This is a genomic window from Halomonas salinarum (assembly GCF_012062845.1).
GTDB classification, from domain to species: Bacteria; Pseudomonadota; Gammaproteobacteria; order Pseudomonadales; family Halomonadaceae; genus Onishia; species Onishia salinarum.
Genome location: NZ_WWNB01000014.1, coordinates 48,383 through 72,959, shown reverse-complemented (window position 1 = coordinate 72,959; position 24,577 = coordinate 48,383). Strand labels below are relative to the sequence as shown.

21 protein-coding genes are annotated in these 24,577 nt (G+C 63.3%); 14 read left to right on the top strand and 7 right to left on the bottom strand.

The window, feature by feature from the left end:
* Window positions 1-149: 149 nt before the first annotated feature.
* A complete protein-coding gene (locus tag HF027_RS11110) occupies window positions 150-419 on the bottom strand; it encodes a hypothetical protein (RefSeq protein WP_168015669.1) in 270 nt (89 codons plus the stop codon).
* A 305-nt stretch (window positions 420-724) separates the two neighbouring features.
* Here HF027_RS11110 and metG point away from each other — a divergent pair, with 305 nt between their 5' ends.
* From metG to HF027_RS11060, 10 genes are all read left to right on the top strand, one after another.
* Window positions 725-2,779: a methionine--tRNA ligase gene (gene metG, locus HF027_RS11105; protein WP_168015668.1), complete on the top strand. Its 2,055-nt coding sequence runs from the start codon at window positions 725-727 to the stop codon at window positions 2,777-2,779.
* 171 nt (window positions 2,780-2,950) lie between these two features.
* Window positions 2,951-4,516 carry a GGDEF domain-containing protein gene (locus HF027_RS11100; RefSeq protein WP_168015667.1) on the top strand — a complete coding sequence of 522 codons (1,566 nt, stop codon included), beginning with the start codon at window positions 2,951-2,953 and terminating at the stop codon, window positions 4,514-4,516.
* A 121-nt stretch (window positions 4,517-4,637) separates the two neighbouring features.
* Entirely contained in the window at window positions 4,638-5,228 is a 591-nt protein-coding gene (gene rsxA / locus HF027_RS11095) for an electron transport complex subunit RsxA (protein WP_168015656.1), read from the top strand.
* Between the two features lie 3 nt (window positions 5,229-5,231).
* Entirely contained in the window at window positions 5,232-5,855 is a 624-nt protein-coding gene (gene rsxB / locus HF027_RS11090; RefSeq protein ID WP_168015654.1) for an electron transport complex subunit RsxB, read from the top strand.
* Window positions 5,848-7,680: an electron transport complex subunit RsxC gene (gene rsxC, locus HF027_RS11085; RefSeq protein ID WP_168015652.1), complete on the top strand. Its 1,833-nt coding sequence runs from the start codon at window positions 5,848-5,850 to the stop codon at window positions 7,678-7,680. The genes rsxB and rsxC overlap by 8 nt, the downstream gene beginning before the upstream one ends.
* Window positions 7,677-8,759, top strand: coding sequence for an RnfABCDGE type electron transport complex subunit D (locus HF027_RS11080; protein ID WP_168015651.1), 1,083 nt, complete (start codon window positions 7,677-7,679; stop codon window positions 8,757-8,759). Before rsxC ends, HF027_RS11080 begins: the two co-directional genes overlap by 4 nt.
* On the top strand, window positions 8,756-9,460 hold the full coding sequence (gene rsxG / locus HF027_RS11075; protein WP_168015649.1) for an electron transport complex subunit RsxG: 705 nt from the start codon (window positions 8,756-8,758) through the stop codon (window positions 9,458-9,460). The genes HF027_RS11080 and rsxG overlap by 4 nt, the downstream gene beginning before the upstream one ends.
* A complete protein-coding gene (locus HF027_RS11070) occupies window positions 9,457-10,161 on the top strand; it encodes an electron transport complex subunit E (RefSeq protein ID WP_168015647.1) in 705 nt (234 codons plus the stop codon). Before rsxG ends, HF027_RS11070 begins: the two co-directional genes overlap by 4 nt.
* 61 nt (window positions 10,162-10,222) lie before the next feature.
* Window positions 10,223-10,861, top strand: a complete 639-nt coding sequence (gene nth / locus HF027_RS11065; RefSeq protein ID WP_168015645.1) for an endonuclease III — start codon at window positions 10,223-10,225, stop codon at window positions 10,859-10,861.
* 54 nt (window positions 10,862-10,915) lie between these two features.
* Window positions 10,916-11,668: a YdcF family protein gene (locus HF027_RS11060; protein ID WP_168015643.1), complete on the top strand. Its 753-nt coding sequence runs from the start codon at window positions 10,916-10,918 to the stop codon at window positions 11,666-11,668.
* A gap of 208 nt (window positions 11,669-11,876) precedes the next feature.
* On the opposite strand, the gene HF027_RS11055 is transcribed toward HF027_RS11060, so the two are convergent.
* Window positions 11,877-12,602, bottom strand: coding sequence for a GntR family transcriptional regulator (locus tag HF027_RS11055; RefSeq protein ID WP_168015641.1), 726 nt, complete (start codon window positions 12,600-12,602; stop codon window positions 11,877-11,879).
* A 146-nt stretch (window positions 12,603-12,748) separates the two neighbouring features.
* The gene (locus HF027_RS11050; protein ID WP_168015687.1) at window positions 12,749-13,390 is read right to left on the bottom strand and encodes a TetR/AcrR family transcriptional regulator; all 642 of its coding nucleotides are present in this window, start codon (window positions 13,388-13,390) and stop codon (window positions 12,749-12,751) included.
* A gap of 285 nt (window positions 13,391-13,675) precedes the next feature.
* Here HF027_RS11050 and xdhA point away from each other — a divergent pair, with 285 nt between their 5' ends.
* The 4 genes from xdhA to guaD all read left to right on the top strand — a co-directional run bounded on the left by xdhA (window position 13,676) and on the right by guaD (window position 19,999).
* Window positions 13,676-15,193 (top strand): xanthine dehydrogenase small subunit, encoded by a 1,518-nt coding sequence (gene xdhA / locus HF027_RS11045; protein WP_168015639.1) that lies wholly within the window; start codon window positions 13,676-13,678, stop codon window positions 15,191-15,193.
* Window positions 15,177-17,588, top strand: coding sequence for a xanthine dehydrogenase molybdopterin binding subunit (xdhB, locus tag HF027_RS11040; RefSeq protein ID WP_168015637.1), 2,412 nt, complete (start codon window positions 15,177-15,179; stop codon window positions 17,586-17,588). Before xdhA ends, xdhB begins: the two co-directional genes overlap by 17 nt.
* Entirely contained in the window at window positions 17,575-18,468 is an 894-nt protein-coding gene (gene xdhC, locus HF027_RS11035) for a xanthine dehydrogenase accessory protein XdhC (RefSeq protein ID WP_168015635.1), read from the top strand. The genes xdhB and xdhC overlap by 14 nt, the downstream gene beginning before the upstream one ends.
* 130 nt (window positions 18,469-18,598) lie before the next feature.
* Window positions 18,599-19,999: a guanine deaminase gene (guaD, locus tag HF027_RS11030; RefSeq protein ID WP_168015633.1), complete on the top strand. Its 1,401-nt coding sequence runs from the start codon at window positions 18,599-18,601 to the stop codon at window positions 19,997-19,999.
* Here guaD and HF027_RS11025 read toward each other — a convergent pair.
* From HF027_RS11025 to cydC, 4 genes are all read right to left on the bottom strand, one after another.
* Window positions 19,996-20,613 (bottom strand): hypothetical protein, encoded by a 618-nt coding sequence (locus HF027_RS11025; RefSeq protein ID WP_342448738.1) that lies wholly within the window; start codon window positions 20,611-20,613, stop codon window positions 19,996-19,998. The genes guaD and HF027_RS11025 overlap by 4 nt on opposite strands.
* 149 nt (window positions 20,614-20,762) lie before the next feature.
* Window positions 20,763-21,671 carry a hypothetical protein gene (locus tag HF027_RS11020; protein ID WP_168015631.1) on the bottom strand — a complete coding sequence of 303 codons (909 nt, stop codon included), beginning with the start codon at window positions 21,669-21,671 and terminating at the stop codon, window positions 20,763-20,765.
* A gap of 13 nt (window positions 21,672-21,684) precedes the next feature.
* A complete protein-coding gene (locus HF027_RS11015) occupies window positions 21,685-22,683 on the bottom strand; it encodes an adenosine deaminase (RefSeq protein WP_168015629.1) in 999 nt (332 codons plus the stop codon).
* A 149-nt stretch (window positions 22,684-22,832) separates the two neighbouring features.
* Window positions 22,833-24,533, bottom strand: coding sequence for a thiol reductant ABC exporter subunit CydC (gene cydC / locus HF027_RS11010; protein WP_168015627.1), 1,701 nt, complete (start codon window positions 24,531-24,533; stop codon window positions 22,833-22,835).
* Window positions 24,534-24,577 lie beyond the last annotated feature (44 nt).

Below are 24,577 nucleotides of genomic sequence, written 5' to 3'. Positions count from 1 at the left end.
TTCCGCCCGCCAGGCCAGGAAGCGCCCTCGGCAAAGGCTTCCCGGCTGGCCGTCACGAAGACGCCGTAAAGGTAGTCGGCGTGAAATCAGAAAGGCCCGGTGCGAGGCGCACCGGGCCTTGAAGGCACAGCAATTGAGTTACTAGACCATCAATTGCAGGGCACGACGGTACGCTGAGTGTCCAGCGCCCACAGCATCTGGCCATCCGGAGTCTCGCCCTGCTCGCTCCAGGTCTCGGTGACCTTGACGCAGTAGGAGCCCAGATTCTCGGTCGTGACCTGCGGGTCCGCCGGACGCTCATTGCTGATGCGCATGATGTCGGGGTTCTGGCTGGTGTAGTTGGGGGCGATGGCACTACCGGCACAGCCGGCAACCAGGGTGGCCAGGGACAGCACGGCCAGGATAGGAGTGATACGCATGCTTCTTTACCTCATGTGAAGGGTCACTGAGCCATGCGTGACGTTCGGGCGATGAGTCTGCCAGGGGCGACCGCGATCCATGGGCGCCACCGATGGCAACAGCTGTCGACTCTACCTCCTTGCACGAGAGGGGCCAAACGTCGCCCATCACCGACACAGCCGGCGGATGCAGGCGGCGGTGAAAATGCTACAATCCGGGCCTGATTTCATGGTCATCACGTAGGGACATTGGCCGGCAGCGGCGGTCGCTGCCCCAACGACACTTCGTCCCTCACGCACTACGTTACGGGAACCCCGCAGCCACTATGTCGAATTCCGCGTCGCACTCCGCTAGCCATTCGCGCAAGATCCTGGTCACCAGCGCCCTGCCCTACGCCAATGGCGCCATCCACCTGGGCCACCTGCTGGAGTACATTCAGACCGATATCTGGGTGCGCTTCCAGAAGAGCCGCGGCCATCAGTGCCACTATGTCTGCGCCGACGACGCCCATGGCACCGCCATCATGCTGCGCGCCGAGCAGGAAGGCATCACCTCCGAAGCCCTGATTGAGCGCGTCTCCCGCGATCACCAGACCGACTTTGCGCGCTTCGGGGTGGGGTTCGACAATTATCACTCCACGCATTCTGAGGAGAATCGGCAGTTCAGCGAGCTGATCTACACCCGGCTGCGCGACAAGGGCCACATCGCCACCCGCGATATCGAGCAGATGTACGACCCCGTGAAGGGTTTGTTCCTGGCAGACCGCTTCATCAAGGGCATCTGCCCGAAGTGCAAGGCCGATGACCAGTACGGTGACAACTGCGAAGCTTGCGGCGCCACCTACACGCCGGCAGAGCTGATTGATCCGGTCTCGGCGATATCGGGCGCCACGCCAGAAGTGAGAAGTTCCACCCACTACTTCTTCAAGCTGCCGGACTTCGCCGATTTCATGCAGGGCTGGATCAACGACGGTCACGTGCAACCGCAGATCCGCAACAAGCTACTGGAGTGGTTCGAGTCAGGCTTTAACGAATGGGACATCTCTCGCGATGCGCCCTACTTCGGCTTCGAGATCCCCGACGCCCCGGGCAAGTACTTCTATGTCTGGCTGGATGCGCCGATCGGCTATCTGGCCAGCTTCCAGAACCTCTGCGAGCGCGAGGGACTGGATTTCGACAGCTACTGGCAGCCGGAATCGGATGCCGAGGTCTATCACTTCATCGGCAAGGACATTGTCTATTTCCATGCCCTGTTCTGGCCGGCCATGCTGCACGGTGCCGACTTCCGCACGCCTACTGCGGTCAACTGCCATGGCTTCGTGACCGTCAATGGCGCCAAGATGTCAAAATCCCGTGGCACCTTCATCAAGGCCGCCACCTACGCTGAATACCTGAATCCGGAATACCTGCGTTATTACTTCGCCGCCAAGCTCACGGCGGGTGTCGACGACCTGGACCTCAACCTCGAGGACTTCTCGGCAAGGGTCAACGCGGACCTGGTCGGCAAGGTGGTCAACATTGCCAGCCGCTGTTCAGGCTTCGTCAAGAAATTCGGTGACGGTAAGCTCAGCGCTCACTGTGCCGAGCCGGAACTGCTGGCGCGCGCGATCGCCGCCGGTGACGCCATCGCCGAGGACTACGAGGCCCGGGAGTTCGGTCGCGCCATGCGTCGCATCATGGAGCTCGCCGACGAGGCCAATACCTACATTGCCGAGGCCGAGCCCTGGGTGCTGGCCAAGCAGGAAGGCCGCGAGCAGGAAGTGCTCGACATCTGCTCGGTGGGCATCAACCTCTTCCGTCAGTTGATGGTTTACCTGGCCCCGGTCGTGCCGACGATGGCAAGTGATGCGCAGGCCTTCCTGCAGCTTGAATCGCTGGATTGGGAAAGCCGTCACGAGATACTGCTGAATCACGACATCGCCAAGTTCAAGCCGCTGATGACCCGTATCGACCGTGACAAGATCGATGCCATGATCGACGCTTCCAAGGAAGATCTTGCCGAGGAGAAGAAGATGAAGGAGAGCGCCAAGGGACCCATGACCGACGACCCTATCGCCGACGAGATCAGCTTCGAGGACTTCAGCAAGGTTGATCTGCGCATCGCCCGCATCGCCAAGGCTGACTACGTCGAGGGTGCCGACAAGCTGCTCAAGTTGACCCTCGACCTGGGGGGCGAGATTCGCACCGTTTTCTCCGGCATCCGTAGCGCCTATGCGCCTGAAGCCCTGGAGGGTCACCTGACCGTGATGGTGGCCAACCTGGCACCGCGCAAGATGCGCTTTGGTATATCCGAGGGCATGGTACTGGCATCGAGCAACGATGCCGGTATTTATCTACTCGAGCCGCATGCCGGTGCCGAACCAGGACAACGCGTGACCTGAGCCACCACCTCGTCTTCTTCAACGACGCGCGCGGCCAAGGCCGCGCGTTTTTTTCGTCAAAAACCTGCTGAGTACTCAAGCGGGTATCGCTTGGGTCGATACATATATCGATTACCGGCATCTTTCGGTCACCTGCGACCAGAGCCTTTATAACAATACGATGGAACGCCCATGCGCTCAGCTCTTCATTCCCTGCGTTACCGATTTGTTCTCACTTTGCTGGGACTCTTGGTGGTGGCACTCATCGCGCTAGCTGCCTTTACACGCTTCTCGCTGATGCCGGAGCTGCTGCGGATTGAAGCGATCCAGGGCGAAGAAGCCATTGAGCGCGCCCAGCGCGCCATCGATAACGAATTACGTCACTTGGCAGTGCTCAGCAGGGACTGGGCCACTTGGGATGACAGCTATCGTTTCATGCAAGACGGCAACCCGCAGTTCTTGGCCTCCAATCTGAATGGCGCGACCATCTTCAGCGATGCCGACTTGAACATGATTGCCTTTTTAACGCCCTCCGGCATGCCCTTCTGGTTGGGCGGGTTGGACCCGGCGATAGACCAATACCGAGATTGTACCGAGCGAAGGGCGCCCTGCCGGTGGTCGCGAACCTTCCTCGAGACCGCGCAGGAGCGCATCGCGCAGAACACGCAAAGCACTGGCATTACCTGGCTTCAGGCCCACCCCCAGATGGCGTTGGTCAGCATCCAGCCCATTCTGCGCACTGACGGTGGTGGCCCACTTGTCGGCTGGTTAGCCATGGCTCGGCCCATGAGCGAGGAATGGCTTAAAAAGATTCGCAACAGCACCGGCTTGGCCGTTAGTGTGCATGACTTTCATGGCACGACACCGCCCCCCAGTCTTCAGCGCATGAACGAGGAAACCATGCGCGCCAGCCGTCTTATGCCGGCTATGCCAGCGGGCGAAAAACTGACGCTTGAAATCGACTTGCCACGCCAGCACCTGAACATGAGCGTCGAGGCGTTTGAAATGGGCCTGGCCTGGACCGTTGGCCTGATCGTGCTGGTCGTTCTGATCGTGTTGTGGTTGCTTGAACGCATCGTCCTCAATCCGCTTCGCCTTTTTGCGGCGTTCACCCATCGCGCACAGCGAGCTGACCGCACCGATGTTCCCGCATCGCTTCAGAAACGAAAGGACGAAATCGGGGCGCTGGCACGCCACTTCCAGCAGCTCATCGAGTTTCAGCGTCAGCAGACCGCCGACCTGGTCCAGCTCTCCGAACATGACCCCCTGACCGGATTGGCCAATCGGCGTCGTTTCGATGAACATCTGGCAACGTCACTGGCAACCGATCGCCATCTAGCACAACCCACTGCACTCATCATGATGGATATCGACCATTTCAAGGCATTCAATGACCGCTATGGCCATCCAACCGGTGATACCTGCCTACAGACCCTGGCCGGGGTGATGGGCGCCCATTTCGACAGGAGCGATCAGCTGGTTGCGCGCACCGGGGGAGAGGAATTCATCGCCATACTGCCGGGCACCGCTCAAGAAGCCGCCTTGGCATGTGCCGAGCGACTACGCGAGGCCATCGAGGCCCTGGCAGTTCCGCATACTGACCAGGTGGTCACCATCAGCGCCGGGGTTGCCTGCAGTGTATTCGAACACCCCCTAGACGCCGCACAATTGATCGAGGCAGCCGACCGCGCGCTTTATGCGGCCAAGGAATCCGGACGCAACCGCGTCATGGCGGCTAATGAACGGGACTATGTCTGACGACTGGCGTCGCCGCCCGGTATGATGCAACCCTCCCCCGCGCTATAATTCCCGCCTTGTCATCGCTGACATTTGGCGGTGGCACCCCACGATGTTCCACTTTTCGCGGCATGGGCGGGCCATGACCCACTATTTCCTGATTCTGGTCAGCACGGCGCTGGTCAACAACTTCGTGCTGGTGCAGTTCCTCGGACTCTGCCCTTTCATGGGCGTGTCCAACAAGCTGGAATCCGCGATGGGCATGTCACTGGCCACCACCTTCGTACTGACCCTGTCGTCGGTGGCCAGTTACCTGACCTTTCATTACCTGCTGGCCCCTTTAGGGCTTGAGTACCTGCGTACCATTGCCTTCATCATGGTAATTGCGGTGATCGTGCAGTTCACCGAATTGATGGTGAAGAAGGTGAGCCCGGTGCTCCATCAGGTACTCGGTATCTTCCTGCCGCTGATTACCACCAACTGCGCGGTGCTGGGAGTGGCCTTGCTGTCGCTCAATCGACAATCAAGCTTCATGGAAGCCGCCCTCTATGGCTTCGGCGCTGCCCTTGGGTTCTCGTTGGTGCTGGTGCTATTTGCCGCCATGCGCGAACGCCTGGCCGTCGCTGATGTGCCCCGCCCCTTCCAGGGCGCCGCCATCGCCATGGTCACCGCCAGCCTGATGTCACTGGCCTTCATGGGCTTCTCCGGGCTCGTTCAAGTCGGTCAGGGGTAAATGATGATCGAGTGGATCAACGGCCACGGCATACTTGCCGCCATCCTCGCCCTCGCCGGGCTGTCGGTGGCCTTCGGCGCGCTGCTCGGGTATGCCGGCGAGCGTTTTCGGGTCGAAGGCGACCCGCTGGTCGAGCGCATCGATGCCTTGTTGCCGCAGACCCAGTGCGGCCAGTGTGGCTATCCCGGCTGCAAGCCCTACGCCGAGGCCATCAGTGGAGGCGATGCCATCAACAAGTGCCCGCCCGGCGGCGATGCCACTATCGCCTCCCTGGCGGACTTGCTTGGCCGGGAGGCGTCGCCGCTGGACGGCGAAGCGCAAGATGCCCCGCGAGTCGCTTATATCCGCGAGGACGAATGCATCGGCTGCACCAAGTGCATTCAGGCGTGTCCCGTCGATGCGATTCTCGGCGCCGCCAAGCACATGCATACCGTGATTGCCGACGAATGCACCGGCTGTGATTTGTGCCTCGACCCCTGCCCGGTCGACTGTATCGACATGATTGCCCGCGATGACGCGCTCGGGGCCTGGCAGCCGCCCCTTCCCGCCGGCCCGGGCCATCGCCCCGCCGCGCAGCTGATTGCCAGCGACCGGCCCCAGACGCTTCGGGAGGCCACACATGGCTAAGGCGTTCGATTTTCCTGGCGGCATCCATCCGCCGGCCCGCAAGACCCGTTCCACCCGCCACCCGATTGCGACGGCCACGCTGCCGACGCGAGTGGTGCTGCCGCTTGGCCAACACGTCGGCCAGCCTGCCGAGCCCTGCGTGGCAGTCGGCGACCGGGTGGCCACCGGTACGCTGATCGCTCGAGCCCAAGGCCTGATCAGCGCCGATCTTCATGCCAGTATCAGCGGCGAGATCACCGCCATCGAATCGCGTCGAGTGCCGCACCCCGGCGGCCTCAGTGAGACCTGCATCGTCATCGAGGGTGATGGCATACGCGACGACTGGGAACGGCTGCCGGCCCTTGACTGGCGCCATACCGATGACGCCACCCTGCATGCTCGCCTCACGGCGTCAGGGGTCGTGGGCCTCGGCGGTGCGGGGTTCCCCACCCAGGTCAAGGCCCGGGTCCGCGAGCGCCACGCCATCGACACGCTGGTGATCAACGCCGCCGAGTGTGAGCCCTATATCAGTGCCGATGACATGACCCTGCGCGAGCATGCCACTGACGTTCTGGAGGGTGCCCGCCTGATGGCGCACTTGAGCGGCGCCGAGCGGATCATCATCGGCATCGAGGACGACAAACCCGACGCTGCCGCCGCGCTGAATGCAGCCATCAAGGCCGGCAACAGGGATTCTCTTGAAATCACCCTAAAGGCCTTCCCCGCCCGTTACCCAAGCGGTGGCGAGAAGCAGCTGATCAAACGCCTGCTCAATCGCGAGGTACCCAGCCGTGGCCTGCCGGCGGACGTCGGCGTGCTCTGTCACAACCCCGGCACCCTGCGCGCCGTACTCCAGGCGGTGCGCGACGGTCGCCCGATGGTCTCGCGCATCGTCACCCTGACGGGCGAGGCGCTCGCGCGCCCGGCTAATGTCGAGGCTCGCCTGGGGACGCCCATGGCGGAATTGCTCACCGCCGCTGGCCTTGACGAGGCAAAGCTCGCCCGCCTGGTGATGGGCGGCCCGATGATGGGCATGGAACTCGCCCATCTCGACCTGCCGCTGGTCAAGTCGAGCAACTGTCTGATCGCCGCAAGCACCGACGAGCTGCCGCCACCGCCGGTGGAACAACCCTGTATCCGCTGCGGCGCCTGTGAGGAAGCCTGTCCAGCCAGCCTGCTGCCACAGCAGCTCTACTGGTTTGCCAAGTCTCGCGAGCACGACAAGGCCGAACTGTTCAATCTCTTCGACTGCATCGAATGTGGTGCCTGCAGCTTCGTCTGCCCAAGCCATATTCCGCTGGTCGATTATTACCGTGCCGCCAAGAGCGATATTCGCGCCCGCGCCTTTGAGGCGCAAAAGGCCGAGCATGCCAAACATCGTTTCGAGTTCCGCCAGGCTCGCCTGGCGCGAGAGGCTGCCGAAAAAGACGCACGGCGGCAGGCACGCGCTCAGACCAACCGGCGACCTAAAGCGGAATCCTCCAAGGCAGCGATCAAGGAACCGTCTACGACCTCCCAGACCTCATCGGCGGCTTCTTCACCAAGCGCCAACGACGCTGACCTCAAGTCGCTGCGCATCGCCCATGCAGCGGCCAAGGCTGCTGTGCGCAAGGCCGAGAAGGTACTGACCCGGGTTAGCCAGTCCGGCGGCGGTCAGGGACAATCTCAGAACGCCGACGAGATTCAGGATCTCGAGGTTCAACTCGCCACCGCCCGCGAAAATCTCGCCGCCATCGAAGCGAGAATGGCGGCCGCCAAGGAGGCGGCCGCAGAGGCGACCTCTGAGACGTCCGCTAAGGCAACCTCTGACTCGTCTTCAACGGATAACCAGGAGCGCTCTTCATGAGCCTGATGCACCAGAGCCAGGTCAGCCGTCAGCCTGCGGACACTGGCCGCGTCATGAGCTGGTTGCTGCTGGCCACCCTGCCCGGCATCACCGTCCTGACCTGGCACTTCGGCCTCGGCGTACTGACCAACGTAGTGCTTGCCGCCGGCCTGGGTGTGGGCCTCGAGGCGCTGGTGCTGCGCCTGCGCCGCCGACGGGTGCGTCCGGTCGTTGCCGATAACAGCGCCCTGGTCAGCGGCGTCTTGCTCGGCGCCTCACTGCCACCGGGAACCAGCCTGTGGCTGATTCTGGTCGGCATGGTGGCCGCCATCGTCGTCGCCAAGCAGCTCTATGGCGGCCTGGGCCAGAATCCCTTCAACCCGGCAATGGTCGGCTATGCATTACTGCTGATCAGCTTCCCGGCGGCCATGACCCAGTGGAGCGCGCCGCATGGGATCGTCGGCCCCGACGGGCTTTCATTTGGCGACCTATTGGCCCGCATCATTGGCTTCAATAGCGAACTCGACGGAAGCCTCGGCCCCGATGCCTGGAGCGGTGCCACACCACTGGATGCCTTCAAGCACAAGCCAGAGGCCATGCTCGCCAGCGAGTTCTGGGCAACCAACCCCTTGCCCGAGGGCACACAGGCAGCCTGGCGCAATGTTGCCCTGGCCTGGCTTGCCGGGGGCGCGTTACTTCTCTACAAGCGCCTGATCGGCTGGCAGATCCCCGTATCCATGCTCACCGCCATGGGCCTACTGGCAACGCTCTTGTATGCCGCCGACCCCAGCCACCATGGTTCGCCGGCCTTTCACTGGTTGAACGGAGCCGCGGTATTTGGCGCCTTCTTCATTGCCACCGACCCGGTCAGCGCCGCGACCAGCCGCAAGGGCAAACTCTATTATGGGGCGGGCATCGGCTTACTGGTGGTGCTGATCCGCGATGTCGGCGCCTACCCGGATGCGGTGGCCTTCGCTGTGCTATTGATGAACTTCGCCGTGCCCTTCATCGATTACTATACCCAGCCGCGCACCCAGGGACACGCTCGGCCGAACCGAGGCATCAAGGTGGTACAACTCGATGACGAGGAGGCCTCATGAGCGCACCCTCGGATCAATCGACAAACGCACCGCTGCGCCGCGCCATCATGCGTGGTGCGGTTGGCCTTGGCCTCTTCGCCATGCTGACGGCCGGCATCGTCGCCGGTACCCGGGCATTGACCGCCGAGCGCATTGAGGCCAATCGCCTGGCGAGCCAGCACCGTCAACTGCTTGAGGTGCTGCCGGCGGACCTTTCAAGCCTTGGGGTCCAGCGCCTGCTCGACAGTGAAATCACCTTGCCGGCAAGCACGGCCCTTGGCCAGAACACGCCCTTCACCGCCTGGCGGGCGCAGCGAGACAACGCGGCCGCCGTGGTGCTACCGGTGACCGCACCAGACGGCTACAGCGGCGACATCGACCTGCTGGTCGGCGTCACAAAAGCCGGTACCATCAGTGGCGTGCGCGTTACCCACCATCAAGAAACGCCGGGGCTCGGCGACGCCATCGAGGCGCGCAAGAGCGACTGGATTAAGGACTTCTCGGGCCACTCGTTGAACGACCCGGGCCCCGCCGGCTGGGCGGTGAGCAAGGATGGCGGCGAGTTCGACGCCTTTACGGGTGCCACCATCACGCCCCATGCCGTGGTCGCTGCCGTGAAACGCACGCTTGGCTATGTGCGCGATCATCAGGCGCGTCTCTTCGGCGAAGCAGCCGTCGATCGCCCCCGTGAAGCCACGTACCCGAAGGGAGAGGCGCCATGAGCCAATTCAACGAGCTCGCCCGCAATGGCCTGTGGGCCAACAACCCGGCGCTGGTGCAGCTGCTGGGCTTGTGTCCATTGCTTGCCGTAAGCGGCAGCGTGGTCAATGCCCTGGGCCTGGGTCTCGCGACGCTGCTGGTGCTGGTCGGCTCCAATGTTGCGGTGTCGCTGATCCGCCACCATGTGCCTGATACCGTGCGCCTGCCCGCCTTCGTGATGATCATCGCCGCCTTCGTCACCTGTGCCGACCTGCTAATGCAGGCCTACACCTATGAGCTGCATCAGATTCTGGGCATCTTCATCCCGCTGATCGTCACCAACTGCGCGATCCTTGGCCGGGCCGACGGTTTCGCCGCCAAGAACCCGGTACTGCCGGCGGCCACCGACGGCCTGATGATGGGGCTCGGTTTCGCCGCGGTACTGGTGGTGTTGGGGGCCGTTCGCGAAGTCTTCGGTCAGGGCACGCTTTTCACCGACATGGACCTGCTGCTTGGCCCCACTGCCGCAGGCTGGGACATCACCGTCTTTCCCGACTATGACTTCCTGTTCCTGGTACTGCCGCCCGGTGCCTTCTTCGCCACGGGGCTGCTGATCGCCCTCAAGAACCTGATCGATGACCGCCAGGCGCGTCGCCGTGCCGCCATCAAGGCAGACACGCCCTCTGCGAGCCGGCGTGTCAGGGTCACAGGGACTATCCGGTGAGCCGTCACCACCCACCGCGGCAACAGTCACCGAACTGCCAAGACATCACAACGGACGCGCCATGAACGCCCAGAAACGCTACGAGATCTTCACGCGCCTGCGCGAGCACACGCCCGCGCCCACCACCGAGCTCAAGTGGGCCTCCCCCTTCGAGTTACTCGCCGCCGTGTTGCTATCCGCTCAGGCCACTGATGTGGGCGTCAACAAGGCCACCGCACGCCTCTTCCCCGTCGCCAACACCCCCGAGGCAATCCTGGCGCTGGGCCTCGACGGCCTCAAGGAGCACATCAAGACCATCGGGCTCTACAACACCAAGGCCGAGAACCTGATGAAGACCTGCCAGATACTGGTGGAGCGTCATAACGGCGAGGTGCCCAAGACTCGCAAGGCCCTGGAAGCGCTGCCCGGGGTGGGCCGCAAGACCGCTAATGTGATTCTCAATACCGCCTTCGGTCAGCCAACCATCGCCGTCGATACCCATATCTTTCGGGTCTCGAATCGCACCGGCATCGCCCCCGGCAAGGACGTGCTGGAAGTCGAGAAGAAACTGATGCGCCATGTACCGCGGGAGTTTCGCCAGGACGCCCATCACTGGCTGATCCTGCACGGCCGCTATACCTGTGTGGCACGCAAGCCACGCTGCGGTAGCTGCGTGATTGAGGATTTATGCGAGTTTGCCGATAAAGTGGATATCGGCTGAACCGTCCTGCTCCCGGCGGCGCTGGTCCCCACCCCAACGACACAAGAGGCGCCCATGAGCTGGCTCAAGTACCTGCTGCTACCCCCCACCATCAATGTGGTCCTGGGCGTGTTGGGGTTACTGCTATGGCGCCGCATGCCCTGGCTGGGAGCCATCATGCTGGTGATTGGCGTGGGAGGCCTGTTGTGGCTCGCCACCCCGACCGCCAGCCACTGGCTGCGCAGCGGCCTGGAGCCCTACCCGACGCTGACAACAGACAAGCTTGAGACCGCAAAGGCCATCGTCGTATTGGGCGGTGGGCGCGATTATCAAAGCCCGGAGTTTGGCTGGGGAGATGCGCCCAATAACACCACCTGGCGCCGTCTTGGTTATGCCGCCCATCTGCATCGCCAAAGTGGACTGCCTCTGCTGGTCACCGGTGGCCGGGTGCATGGCGAAGCGAAAGCCGAAGCCACGTTGATGGCCCTGGCCCTTAGGGAGAGCTTTGGCCTGACGGCCAGGTGGCAGGAAGCGCAGAGCCGCAATACCGCAGAAAATGCGCGCTACAGCGCGGCAATACTGGAATCCGAGGGCATCACGCGGGTGGCCCTGGTGTCCCAGGCCTGGCATCTACCAAGGGCAGTACCAGCCTTCGAGCGCGCCGGGCTCAGCGTCGTGCCCGCGCCCACCGAGTTCGCCAGTCCGCCACCGGCCGGCTGGCGGGCCTGGCTGCCCCGGGCCTATCACCTGCGCCACAGCACCCAGGCTCTGCATGAGTGGCTGGGCCGCAGCGTCTATGCACTGCGAGCGCGACTCTTTCACGACTGAGAACACCGCTCCAGAAGCCATGCTCACCACGTCCTTCACGCCGACTCCCACCACGGCGAGTCCGGTTGATAGCCCTGGAGACTAGCCCTCTAGCATAGCTCCTAGGCATAGCTCCTAGGCATAGCTCCTAGGCATAGCTCCTAGGCATAGCGCCGAAGAATCGCTCCGGGGAATAGGTCTGTGGGGATAGACGCGTCTGACCGAGGATCTAGGCGCTGCCGCCGAACAGAGTACCAAGGTCGATGGCCCCCACCGGGGCATTAAGATCCAGCAGCGCCTCCAGCGCATTCAGGTGCGCCTCAATTCTGCCCCGGGTGACATCAGGGGCTCCCGCGACCAACGTCTCAAGCAAGCCCTGGTGATCGCCTTCCAGGTAGCAGGACTCCAGATCCGCCGGTTTGTAGAGGGCGATCACAATGGAGGTGCGCAGGATCAAATCGCTGAGCATGGCGCCGAGAATGCGATTGGGAGAGTGCTCTGCCAGGCAGTGGTGAAAAGCCAGTGACTCCTCGATGCGCTGCTCTTCGTCACCCCGCACAAAAGCGGCTCGCTCGGCCTCGACCAGGGACGCGAGCCGCGCCTGAACGGTCGCCGACAAGGTCCCGGTCAACAATGCCACCACCTCGCCCTCGACCAGGCGGCGTGCCGCGAAGATCTCCCGGGTCTCGTCGACGTCGGGTGATGCCACCCGCGCTACCTGATTGGGCCGCTGAACGGCCACATGATTGGCGACCAGGCGGGTCAGCGCCTTGCGTACCACCGAGCGACTGACACCGAAGGCCTCGCCCAATGCCACCTCGGGCAGCCTTGTGCCTGGAGGCAGGCGCTGCATCAGCACCGCCCGGCGAACCCGCTCGACGATCTGCTCGTCACTGACGCGACCACCCGCCGGCGTGCGGCTACCATGCCGTTCATGCTGCCAACTGCCGTTCATGTTCACCGCTCGGCTGGGGCACGCCAATGGAAAGGGGCGCCACTCATGAAAGAAAACGCGAGAAGCCGCCAGAAAAGCCGCCTCAAAGGCTCATCATTATAAGCCGGTGCGGTATCTCAGGTCAGCTGCACGCGTCGCGGATCAACTCAGCGGCGGATACCGCAGCCCTTGAGGATCAGCTGACACAGAAAGTCGGTAATGTCCTGGTGGTCATGGTCACTGAGCGCCTCACGTCCAGTGATTCCCAGCACCTGAGGCTCGAAATCGGCATAGTGCTGGGTCGCCGACCAGATAAGGAAGATCAACCACACAGGATCCACCGCATCCATCAGTCCCCGCTCGGCCCACTGCTCGAAGACCCGAGCCCGCGCCTGCACCCAGTCGCGCAGGTCGCCGCGCAGATACTCCTGCAGAAAGGGCGCACCGCCGAGCACCTCGGCGGCAAACAGTCGTGAGCCTTGGGGATGCGCTCGGGTCAGGGCCATCTTGCTGCGGATGAAGGCTTCCAGCACCTTGGCCGGATCATCCTCGACACTGATATCGTCGAGCATGGCGTTCCAGCGCGCCATCATGCGCTCGAGCAGCGCCACATACAGCCGACGTTTGCTGCCCACGTAATACAGCACGTTGGACTTGGGCAGGCCCGCCGCCTCCGCAATGGCCTGAACACTGGCTCCACGGTAGCCGTATCGGGCGAAGACTTCTTCGGCAGCTTCGAGAATCGCTTGCTCGTTGCGTTGACGCCTTGCCGTGGCCTCGCCTTCACCCTGGTCCTGCGGCTCGCGCATGGTCGTGGGGGCGGTGTCACCGCTATCGGTTCGTGCAAGGGAATCCGCTGCTGTCAGCGAATGGTCAACATCGGAAGTCACCGTCATCGCAGATCTCGGCTAGGGTCAAGGAAATACCGAATGGCGCCCGTCTCAGCCAGGTCTGAGGGGCTCCTGCGCCAGCGGCTATGACGCTGCAATGCCGCCAGCGGCGCTTGCACAGCCACACGCTTTGCGCCAATCTTTGCAAAGCTGACCAATCGGTCAAGGCATATCACATGCTTACAATAACAATCAGGGACCGCGATGATCGACTTCTATTTCAACGGCGAGCCCCAATCCCTCGCCGACCTTCCCCCGGATATCAGCGTTCTTACGTTGCTGAGGACACGCCTTGAGGCGACTGGCACCAAGGAAGGCTGCGCTTCCGGCGACTGTGGCGCCTGCACCGTGGCAATCGGCGAGCCCGATGCACAGGGTATATTGCGCTATCACAATGCCAATGCCTGCATCCTGCCGGCCCATCAGCTCAAGGGCTGTCATCTGGTCACTGTCGAAGGCTTATCCCGAGGCAATTCCCTGCACCCGGCCCAGGCCGCCATGGTCGATTGCCATGCCAGCCAATGCGGTTTCTGCACCCCGGGCATCGTGATGTCATTGTTTACGCTCTATGAAGCCGAACAGGCGCAACCTTCGCTAACGCCGTTGTCTCAGTCTCAGCTGGAGGCCGCGCTGGGCGGCAACCTGTGTCGCTGCACCGGCTATCGCCCGATCCGCGACGCCGCCCAAGGCATGCTTAGCTACCCTGCCAATGAACCATCCCCCGCCTGGAAAGAAGACGAAAGCCTGGCCGCTCGGGTAGCGGCCAGTGCTCAGGCTCGTCAAGAGGCCGCGGACGCATCGTCGCCGGACACGGCCGCCGGCGAGGGCTATCATCGCCCGACCAGCCTTTCGGCCCTGGCCGCCCTGCGAAAGCGCCATCCAGAGGCGCGACTGGTCGCCGGCGCCACCGATTTATGGCTGGAACGCACCCAGCAGCTCAAGGCCCTCCCGGCATTGATCGACCTGCGGGGAATTGCCGAGCTCCAGGTGCTGGATGCCCGCGATGACGGCCTGCATATCGGCGCCGCCGTCACCTATGCCCGTCTCGAACCGTCTCTGGACAGCCACTTTCCGGCCTTCGCCCGGCTGCTGCATCGCTTCGCCTCCTCGCAGATCCGCCATCGGGCGACCCTTGGCGGCAATGTCGCCAACGCCTCACCGATCGGCGACGGCCCCCCGGTGCTGCTGGCCCTGGATGCCACCCTGACGCTATCAGGGCCTGGCGGCGAAAGATCGCTTTCGGCAGACGACTTCTTTCTCGATTACCGTCAGACCGCCATGGCCCCCCAAGAGGTACTGCGCGAGATTCGCCTCCCCTGGCTGCCTGCAGGACGCCAGCTTAAGGTATGGAAGCTCTCCAAGCGCCGCGAAGATGACATCTCGGCGGTGCTCGGCGCCTTCTGCTGGACGATGAAAGATGGTCTGCTTGGCGACGTGCGCCTGGCCTTCGGCGGCATGGCCGCCATTCCCGCCCGTGCACGAGGGGCCGAGGCCGCCCTCGAGGGCCAACCACCGACCGAGGCCGCCTTCGCTGCCGCCAAGCAGGCGCTCGTTGAAGATTTCCAGCCGATGAGCGATGTGCGGGGGTCAAGCGACTATCGCCGAATCGTCGCCGCCAATCTTCTCGAACGCCTGCGGCTCACGATTACCGCTCATTCACCCACCGCAGACGCCCCCTCTGCGCCCGCTGCCCAGGTGACTCTCGATGCGTACGCTAACTAGGCTGTCTTCGACCACGCTCGATAAGACTGGCGGCTCCCTTGAGGCCAAGGCAGCCCAACAGCATGAGAGCGCCATCAAACACGTCACCGGCCGTGCCGCCTACATCGACGACCTGCCGGCGCCCGCCAATGCGCTGCATATTGCCCTTGGCCTTTCGCCAGTGGCCCATGGACGCCTGACACGCCTCGACCTCACCCAGGTACGTGCCATGCCGGGAGTGGTCGATGTGATCACCGTCAACGACGTTCCCGGGCACACCGATATCGGGCCGGTTTTCCCGGGTGACCCGATCTTTGTCGATGAAGCGATCAGCTACGCTGGCCAGTGCCTGTTCGCGGTGGCGGCCGATAGCCACGACGCCGCCCGGCGTGCCGCCAAGGCCGCGATCATCGAGATTGACGAGCTTCCGGCAAGCCTCGACCCGGTGGCTGCCGCCGAGCAGGATGACGTGGTACGGCCCACCCATGTCCAGGCGTCCGGCGACTGGCAGCGGTCTCTCGATAGTGGCCTGAATGTCATCGAGGGCGAGCAGTTCGTCGGCGGCCAGGAGCACTTCTATTTGGAAGGCCAGGCCTGCCTGGTATTCCCCAGCGAGGACGAGGGTGTGGTGGTGCATACCTCGAACCAGCACCCCAGCGAAACCCAGAAGCTGGTCGCCGAGGTGTTGGGCATTCCCTTCCATGCGGTGACCGTGGAAGTACGCCGGATGGGCGGTGGCTTCGGCGGCAAGGAGACCCAGGCATCCCCCTGGGCCTGCATTGCGGCGCTGATTGCCCGACGCACGCAGCGTCCGGCACGCTTGCGGCTTTCCCGGAGCGATGACATGCGCATCACCGGAAAGCGCCACCCCTTTCACAACCGCTATCGGCTGGCGATGGATGATAACGGCGTGCTGCAGGGCGGTGACATGACCCTGATCGGTGACTGCGGTTTCTCGCCGGATCTGTCTGAAGCGATCGTCGATCGGGCGATGTTCCATGCCGACAACGCCTACTCTCTGGGCGCGGCACGGGTCACCGGCCATCGTGCACGCACCCATACCGCCTCGAATACCGCCTTCCGCGGTTTCGGCGGTCCCCAAGGCATGATGCTCATCGAGCAGGCGATGGATGACATCGCCCACCGCCTGAACGAAGACCCGCTGACTATTCGCAAGCGCAACCTCTACCGGCCGGGACGCGCCACGACACACTACGGCCAGGACGTCGAACAGCTCGACCTGCTGCACGAACTGATAGGCCAGCTCGAAGCCAGCAGCGACTACTGGGCACGCCGCGACGAGATTCGTACTTTCAATGCAGCGAGTCCGATCATTCGCCGTGGCCTGGCGCTGACGCCGGTGAAGTTCGGCATTTCCTTCACCGCCAAGCACCTCAATCAGGCCGGCGCCCTGCTGCATGTCTATACCGACGGCAGCGTGATGATCAACCACGGCGGCACCGAGATGGGTCAGGGCCTGCACACCAAGGTCTGCCAGGTGGTGGCGCGCGAGCTGGGGCTCGATCTCTCGGCCGTGCGTATCAGCGCCACCCGCACCGACAAGGTGCCCAACACCTCCCCCACCGCGGCCTCCAGTGGCGCCGACCTCAACGGCCAGGCGGCTCGCGATGCGGCAAGCACGCTGCGTGAGCGACTCTTCGCCTTCGCCCTCGAAACCCTCTGGCCGGACGCCGGCCTCGGCCACGACGACCTGCGCCTGGAGAATGGCATGCTGGTGGCGGGCGATGGAGAGTTCACGATGTCCTGGGGCGAGCTGGTTCAGGCAGCCTACGTCGGACGCGTCTCGCTGTCGGCCAAGGGCTTCTATTCAACACCGCTGATTTACTACGATCGCGAGGCCGCCAAGGGGCGCCCCTTCTACTACTTCGCCTATGGCGCTGCGGTCAGTGAAGTCGCCGTGGACACCCTGTCCGGCGAGTACCAGGTGACCCGGGTCGATATTCTTCATGACGTCGGCGACTCGCTGAATCCGGCCATCGACATCGGCCAGATCGAGGGCGGCTTCATTCAGGGCATGGGCTGGCTGACCAGCGAGGAGCTCAAGTGGAACGATGCCGGACAGCTGATCAGCGACGGCCCCGCCACCTACAAGATTCCAGCCTTCGGCGACCTGCCGGCGACCTTCAACGTCGCCCTGCTCGAGGGACACCCCAACTCCCAGGCAAGCATCTATCGCTCCAAGGCCGTGGGCGAGCCGCCCCTCATGCTGGCAATCTCGGTCTGGTCGGCGCTGCGCGATGCAATCGCGAGCCTTGATCCCACGGGCGATTGTCCCCGATTGGATACCCCCGCCACGCCCGAGCGCGTGCTGATGGCCATTGAGACCCTGCGCCGTCAGACCGATGATCACGCCGCAAGCACACCACGAGAGGATGACCAGCATGCCAACGCCTGATGACCGCTCAGTGCCAGCCCCTGAGTCGTCATGGCACGCGGCCCTGCATCATTTGCAGGAAAACGCCGAGCCCCATGTGCTGGCCACCCTGGTCGGCGCGGCCGGCTCGACGCCTCGAGAGCCCGGCACCAAGATGGTGATCACGTCGAAGGCCATCTTCGATACCTTGGGCGGTGGGACCTTCGAGTATCAGGTGATCGCCGCCGCTCGGGCAGCCCTGGCACGCGGCGACAAAGCGCCCGCGCTCGAGGCCTTCCCGCTTGGCGGTCGCGCAGGGCAATGTTGCGGCGGTTACCTGCATGTACTGATTGAGCCCTTCAGCGGAGCCGAGCGTCATATCGCCCTGTTCGGCGCCGGCCACGTCGGCCAGGCGCTGGTGGGACTGATGGCACCGCTGCCTTGGCACCTCGACTGGTTCGACAGCCGCCACGATCCCTTCCCGGCCTGGGCCGTCGATGCGTCGGCATTACCACGGTTGCGACTCCATCAGATAGACGGAGAGGCGGGCGCGGCGAGCGCCGTGGCCGCGCTGCCAGCCGGCGCCGATGCCCTGGTGATGACCCATGATCATGGCGAGGACCTGGCGCTGGTCGATGCCCTGCTCAGGCGCGACGACTTGTCTTCGATCGGCTTGATCGGCTCGTCAAGCAAATGGGCAAGCTTCAAACGCCGTCTCGCCGAGGCCGGTCATGAGCCAAGCGCTATTCAACGCGTGCGCTGCCCTATCGGGATTGACGGCGCCAACGGCAAGCGTCCCTATGAGATCGCGCTCGCCGTGGTGGCCGAACTGATGACACTTGGCCCCGATCTATCCGCCGAGACTGACCGCCGTGGCATTACGCCCGATTCGCTGCGCGACGTCTTTGGCCGAGATGACTAGCCACTAACGCCGCGAGCTGCCAATCGAGGGTCTAGTCCCTATCCGTAGGATGGATAGTGGCGACATACCAACCTGGTGCTCATCGGTTACCGCGCAATACGCCTCTGATTACCGCTGGAGATGATCTTTCATGACCGACCCCCGCCCCACCATGCGCGTGCTGCGAGGCCCCCTGGTGCGCTTTCTCGATGATCCGGGTGAAGACGACCGGCCTGCGCCGGGCAGCCTGTCCTATCTTCGCGACGGTGCTCTATGGCTCGAGAATGGCAGGATTCGTGCGGTGGGCCACTATCACGAGCTCGCGCCCCACCTGCCCGATAGAATCGAGGTGGTGGACTACACCGGCAAGTTAATGATGCCGGGCTTCATCGACAGCCATGTGCACTACGTTCAGCTCGACATCCTGGCCTCTTATGGCCGCCAGCTGCTCGACTGGCTCAACGATTACACCTTCCCCGAGGAATGCCGCTTCGCCGAGCGCGCCCACGGTGAGGCCGTCGCCGAGGCGTTTCTGAATGAGCAGTTGCGGGTCGGCACGACCACCGCTCAGGTATTCTGCAGTTCGCACCCTCAGTCGGTAGACGCCTTCTTCGCTGCCGCAAGGCGCAGGGGGCTGCGTATGCTGGCCGGCAAGGTGCTGATGGATCGCAATGCCCCTGCAACGCTGACCGACAGCGTGTCCAGCGGCGTGGCCGACAGCGAACGACTGATTGCGGATTGGCATGGCAAGGATCGGCTCGGCTATTCGCTGACCCCGCGCTTCGCACCGACCTCCAGTGCGGCCCAGCTCGACGCGACGGGGGCTATCCTGCGCACGGCACCCGACCTGCACCTGCAGACACACCTGGCCGAGAATCCCGGCGAAATTGCCTGGGTCGCCGAGCTCTTCCCCAATGACAAGGACTACCTGGCAGTCTACGAACGCTTCGGGCTGGTGGGACCCACGAGCACCTTCGCCCACGGGATTCATCTGGATCAGGCGATGCGCGAGCGACTCGCCGGGGCCGGCGCCAATATCGCCTTCTGCCCCACGTCCAATCTCTTCCTTGGCAGTGGGCTACTCGATCGGCGGGCTTGCCGCGAGGCGGGGCTCGTCACCAGCCTGGCAAGCGACGTGGGTGCGGGGACCGACCTCTCCGGTTTCGCCACTCTGAAAGCCGCCTATCAGGTCGGTCAGCTACTCGGCCAGCCACTAACCGCCTGGCAGGGGTTCTACCGTCTGACATTGGGCAATGCCCGAGCCCTGCGTCTCGATCACCACATCGGATCTCTCGAGCCTGGCCAGGAAGCCGATATCGTGGTGCTCGATCTGGCGGCTACACCGCTGCTGGCTCGGCGCACGGCGCGCATCAGCCAAGCTGACGGGAATGGCAAGGAGGGGCGCCCCGATCACGCCACGCTCGGGGAACAGCTGTTCGCGTTGATGATGCTCGGCGATGATCGCAGCGTCTTCGCCACCTGGGCAGGTGGCGAATGCGTGCACCAACGAGAAAGCAACCTGTCACACCATGTCGAGGGGTGCGTCGGCTAGTGTTCCTGCATCCACTGTTTGATCAGGTGGCGCTGGCCACGGCTCGCGAGCCGCTGAGTATCCAGTCCATCAGGCGAAATGCCACAGGCATCATCCCCCGGCTCGAGCTGGAAACGCCGTCGGGCGCCGATCGGGTTGTCCTCGGAACCATAGATGGCAACGACTCGAATCTCCAGGGCTCGATACGATCCGAATGATGGCTCATCCTGACCCTCGGCATTGGGCGTGGAGTGATCGGCGAAATGCGCCAAGATATCCTTGAAGCTGCCCACATGCAGGAAGTCTCCCGACTCGAGGGGTCCCTGATGACTACGATATTGCCGTTCGTCGTCCCGGGTTTGCTGTTGGTCAGCGATATCGAGTCGCTGCTCACCCTCGTCACTCTCGAGCACAGCAAAAATATGCTGAACGAAGATCGCCTCGGCACTCATATTGCTGATCAGGCACAATGAATCAAGATGCTTGCCGCTGCCCCGGTTGATGAGGATGCGCGGGCGACGCTGACGGATATAGCTGTTGTAGAGTAACTGCGCATAGAAGAGCCATACCAGAAGTGTCAAAACGCCGGTTAACGCACTGATCGCCCCCGCATTTTGATTGAGCCACTGCATCATGTAGTCCCGACCTCCTTGTCGCACTGTTCGAACGCCATGCCCGAAAGAGCAAGGATAACAGCTCCCGCAGGCACTATTTCAGTGTCCTTGTTCGGTTACTGTCCCCCGGTTCCTGTGCATAGCCTCCATCTCAGCGCCTGTCCGAGTGCCTATGACTGGCTGAGATCATGCGACCTGTCATCAAGCCGGTAGTGGTTGTGTTCCAGGCGGGGTCTGATACCGCGGGCAAGATGGCGTGCGCCGCGATAACTGAGATAGAGAAAGCCTAGCGGCAGCAGCATGGTCTGGACGAGGAACAGCATGGTCAGCTCGACGAGGTTCTGCGTCATGGCATCGAAACGCTCCATAGCGGCCTGCACACGCCCCTTCACGCCATCACCCAGCCGCTCCTTGAGTCCCTGCCACCAGCCTTGCTCGGCGGTATTTTCGTCATCATGGCCGCTCGCGGCATCGACAGGGGCCGCCTCGTCGGCAATCTGCTCGAGCACCGCCTGGTCTTGCTCGAGTTCGGCATAGAGCGCCTGCCGGGTGTCTGACAGATAAAGGGCTTCGACGGCGGCACTGGCTAGAGCCACCGCAATGACCGCGAAGCGCAGGAAGGCAGCAATGATCACCAGCCGACCGGCGATAGCCCGCCAGCGTGACGTGCCGACATGCAGAACCGCCACCATTCCCAGACAGCTAAGCGACAGCAGGGTCTTGATCGGCACACTGCCGGCGATACCCAATAACAGCTTCTGGAAGGCCAGCGACACGGTCGAGGCGAACATGACCCAGGAGAAGCGCTCGACCATGTCATTGGCCGGGTCCAGCACCTCACCGAACTGAACCTGCACCAGCAGCGCATCGCCGGTCACCGACTGCAGCACCGATATCACCGCATTCAACGCCTTGGCCAGGGCGAAGCTCTGGAAGGCACTGGCCAGGGACGCATCGACAGTGCTCGCCGCCAGCGCCTCGGGCAGCGGTAACCAGGCAAGCAGCGCCAGAAGCACGAGACCCAGGCTTGCCAGGGTACGACGCGATAAAGACGCGACCAGGCGGGAAGCGAATGTCATGGCAGCATGAGCCTCAGTTCGTCTCGGCGACCAGTCGCGTCAAGAGCACATCGCGACGCTCCTCGCTCATGAAGGCGGCCTCAATGGCGTTACGGGCCAGGTCCACGAAGGTTTGCCGTGACCAGCCAAAGGCACGCTGACAGGCAAGGAAGTTGTCGAGCATACCGCCACCGAAGTAGGCCGGATCATCCGAATTCAGCGTCAGTGTCAGGCCTGCCTCGAGAAGTGCTGGTAACGGATGCGCATCCAGCGTCTCGACAACCTTGAGACGTACGTTGGAAAGCGGACACACAGTCAGCGGTATGCGTCGCTCGACAAGCTCCGCCACCAGCGCCGGGTCCTCGAGACAACGCACGCCATGATCAATACGGCAGACATCGAGCACCTCCATGGCCTCACGAATATAACTGGGCGGCCCCTCCTCACCCGCGTGGGCGACACCTGGCAAGCCCAGCCACTTGGCGCGCTCGAACACCTCGGCGAACTTGGACGGCGGATGGCCGAGTTCGGCGCTATCAAGCCCCACCGCGTCGATCAACTCCCAATAGGGGGCGGCCTGTTCAAGTACTTCCATGGCCTCCTCGGCGGAGCGGTCGCGCAGGAAGCTCATGATCAGCGCCGTGGAGATATCAAGTTCGCGTTCGGCCAGGCGCATGGCACGGGTCAGGCCTTCCACCTGAACATCCAGCCTGATGCCACGGCTCAGGTGTGCCTGAGGGTCGAAGGAAAGCTCAACGTGCACCACACCTTCGCCGTGGGCGCGTCGGAAATAGTCCATGGCCAGATCGAAGAAATCCTCGGCGGTACGCAGTACCGCCATCCCCTGATAATAAAGGGTCAGAAATGACGGCAGGTCATCGAACTCATAAGCAGCCCGCACCTCATCGACCGACGCATAGGGCAATGCCACCCCATTGCGCTGGGCCAGAGCAAACATCAGCTCGGGCTCCAGGGAACCTTCAATATGCAGGTGAAGCTCGGCCTTTGGCAGGCGGGTCAGGAAGTCTTGCATGGCACTCTCCAATGAATGTCCGCCTATCGTGAGTCAAGTCGCGCGTCCGCGCAAAGGCTTTGCAAGCGAGCGCTGCAAGCACCCTTTGTACAAGCCAGGTGACACAGGGCACGTTACACCACTCCCCGCGTTCAGCTCATCGCCATGCGCTAGGAAAGACGCCCATCACGCAGGGTCAGCGAACGTCCGATACCCGGCGGATCGCTGCCATCATGGCGAAGCTGATGCACCAGATAGAGCACCGTGCGACCCGCAAGCCAGGTATCCAGACGACTGGCAATGCGTGTGGCCATCGCACGATCAAGCCCCGAAAAGGGCTCATCGAGAATCACCATCGGCGCGTCCAGCAACAGCACTCGCGCCAGCACCAGGCGACGCGCCTGGCCGCCGGAAAGCTGCCGCCCCCCCTCACCGACCGGGGTCTCTAGCCCCTGGGTCAGTGCACCGGCCCACTCGGCCAGTTCCACAATCTCGAGCACACGCCATAGTGCCGTGTCATCGGCGTTCGGGTCGGCCAACCGCAGGTTGGCGGCCAGGCTGTCATCAAAGATCTCGCTATGCTGGGTGAGATAGGCCGTGCGACGACGCAGATCACTCAGCGAAATGCCGGTGAGTGCGATGCCATCCCGCTCAACGTCCCCCTGATCGGGGTCAAGCAGACGCACCAGGAGCGCGGCCACGCTGGACTTGCCGGCGCCAGAGGCACCCAACAATGCCAGGCGCTCGCCGGCTTTCAAGGTAAGATCGAGCCCGTCCAGGGCAGGCGTCAGGGCCCCGGGATAGTGGAGGGTAACGTGGCTAAGCCGCAGCGTCGGTGCCCGCTTATCCAGCACGACCGGCTCCTCAGGCTCGCTGAGCACGCTTTTCGAGTGGCCTAGTTCATTGAGGCGTCGCGCCGCCGCACGGGTCGCGCCCAGCGCCGTGAACGAGGCCGGCAATGCGCCCAGCGCCTCCCCCATGGCCAGCACGGCGAGCGGCATCATCACCATCAAGGGGCCGGACAGCGTCCCAGAACGGTAGGCCTCAGCCGCGAGCCACAGGGCCAGCACGGCCGTAAGGCTAACCCCCAGGCCGACCAGGGCATTACCCAGCGCCGCAACCCGCCCCAACTGCCACTGATCGGCATAGAGCGCGGCCTGATCTTCATCGATACGGTCACGATGATGCGCAAGGGTGGCATAGCTCTTGAGCTCGGCGAGGCCCTGCAGCGTCTCGAGGATGCGTCCTCGCAGGTGATCGAGGCTTGCCACGCGTCGAGTACTGGCCGCCATGCCGAGGAAGGCCTGTCCCACCACCAACCAGGTCCAGAGCGCCAGCAACAGGGCGCCGACCGCCAGGCCCGCCGGCAAATGGAAGAGTCCCAATAGGCCACTGACCAGCGCGATCGCCAGCAGCGCGACCAGGGGTGGCGCGAGCAAGCGCAGATACAGGCTGTCCAGAGTATCGATGTCGGCGGTCAGGCGATTGAGCCATTCGCTAGCCCGTCGGCTGCCCAGCGCCCGAGCATCGAGGCGGGCCAGCACCGCGAACATGCCACTGCGCAGCTCGGCGAGCAGGCGCAGGACACTGTCATGGTTATAGACCCGCTCCAGATAGCGTGCGACGGTACGCAGCACGGCGAAGAAGCGGATGCCCCCGCCAGGGGCGTAGACATCGAGGCTTGCCGCCACACCGGAAGCCAGCAGTGCGCCGGTCAGGGCGGTAGCGGTGATAAACCAGCCGGAAAGTGCCAGCAGGCCGATCGCCGCGCCCACCGTCAGCGCCAGAAGCAGCGCCCCCAGCAACATACGCGACCGACGCCGTGCCAATAGCTTGAGCCAGGGACGCAGCTCGCCTATCAAGGGGCTCATGTCGGGTGACTCATATAGGCGTCCTCGTGCAATAGCCTGTTGCC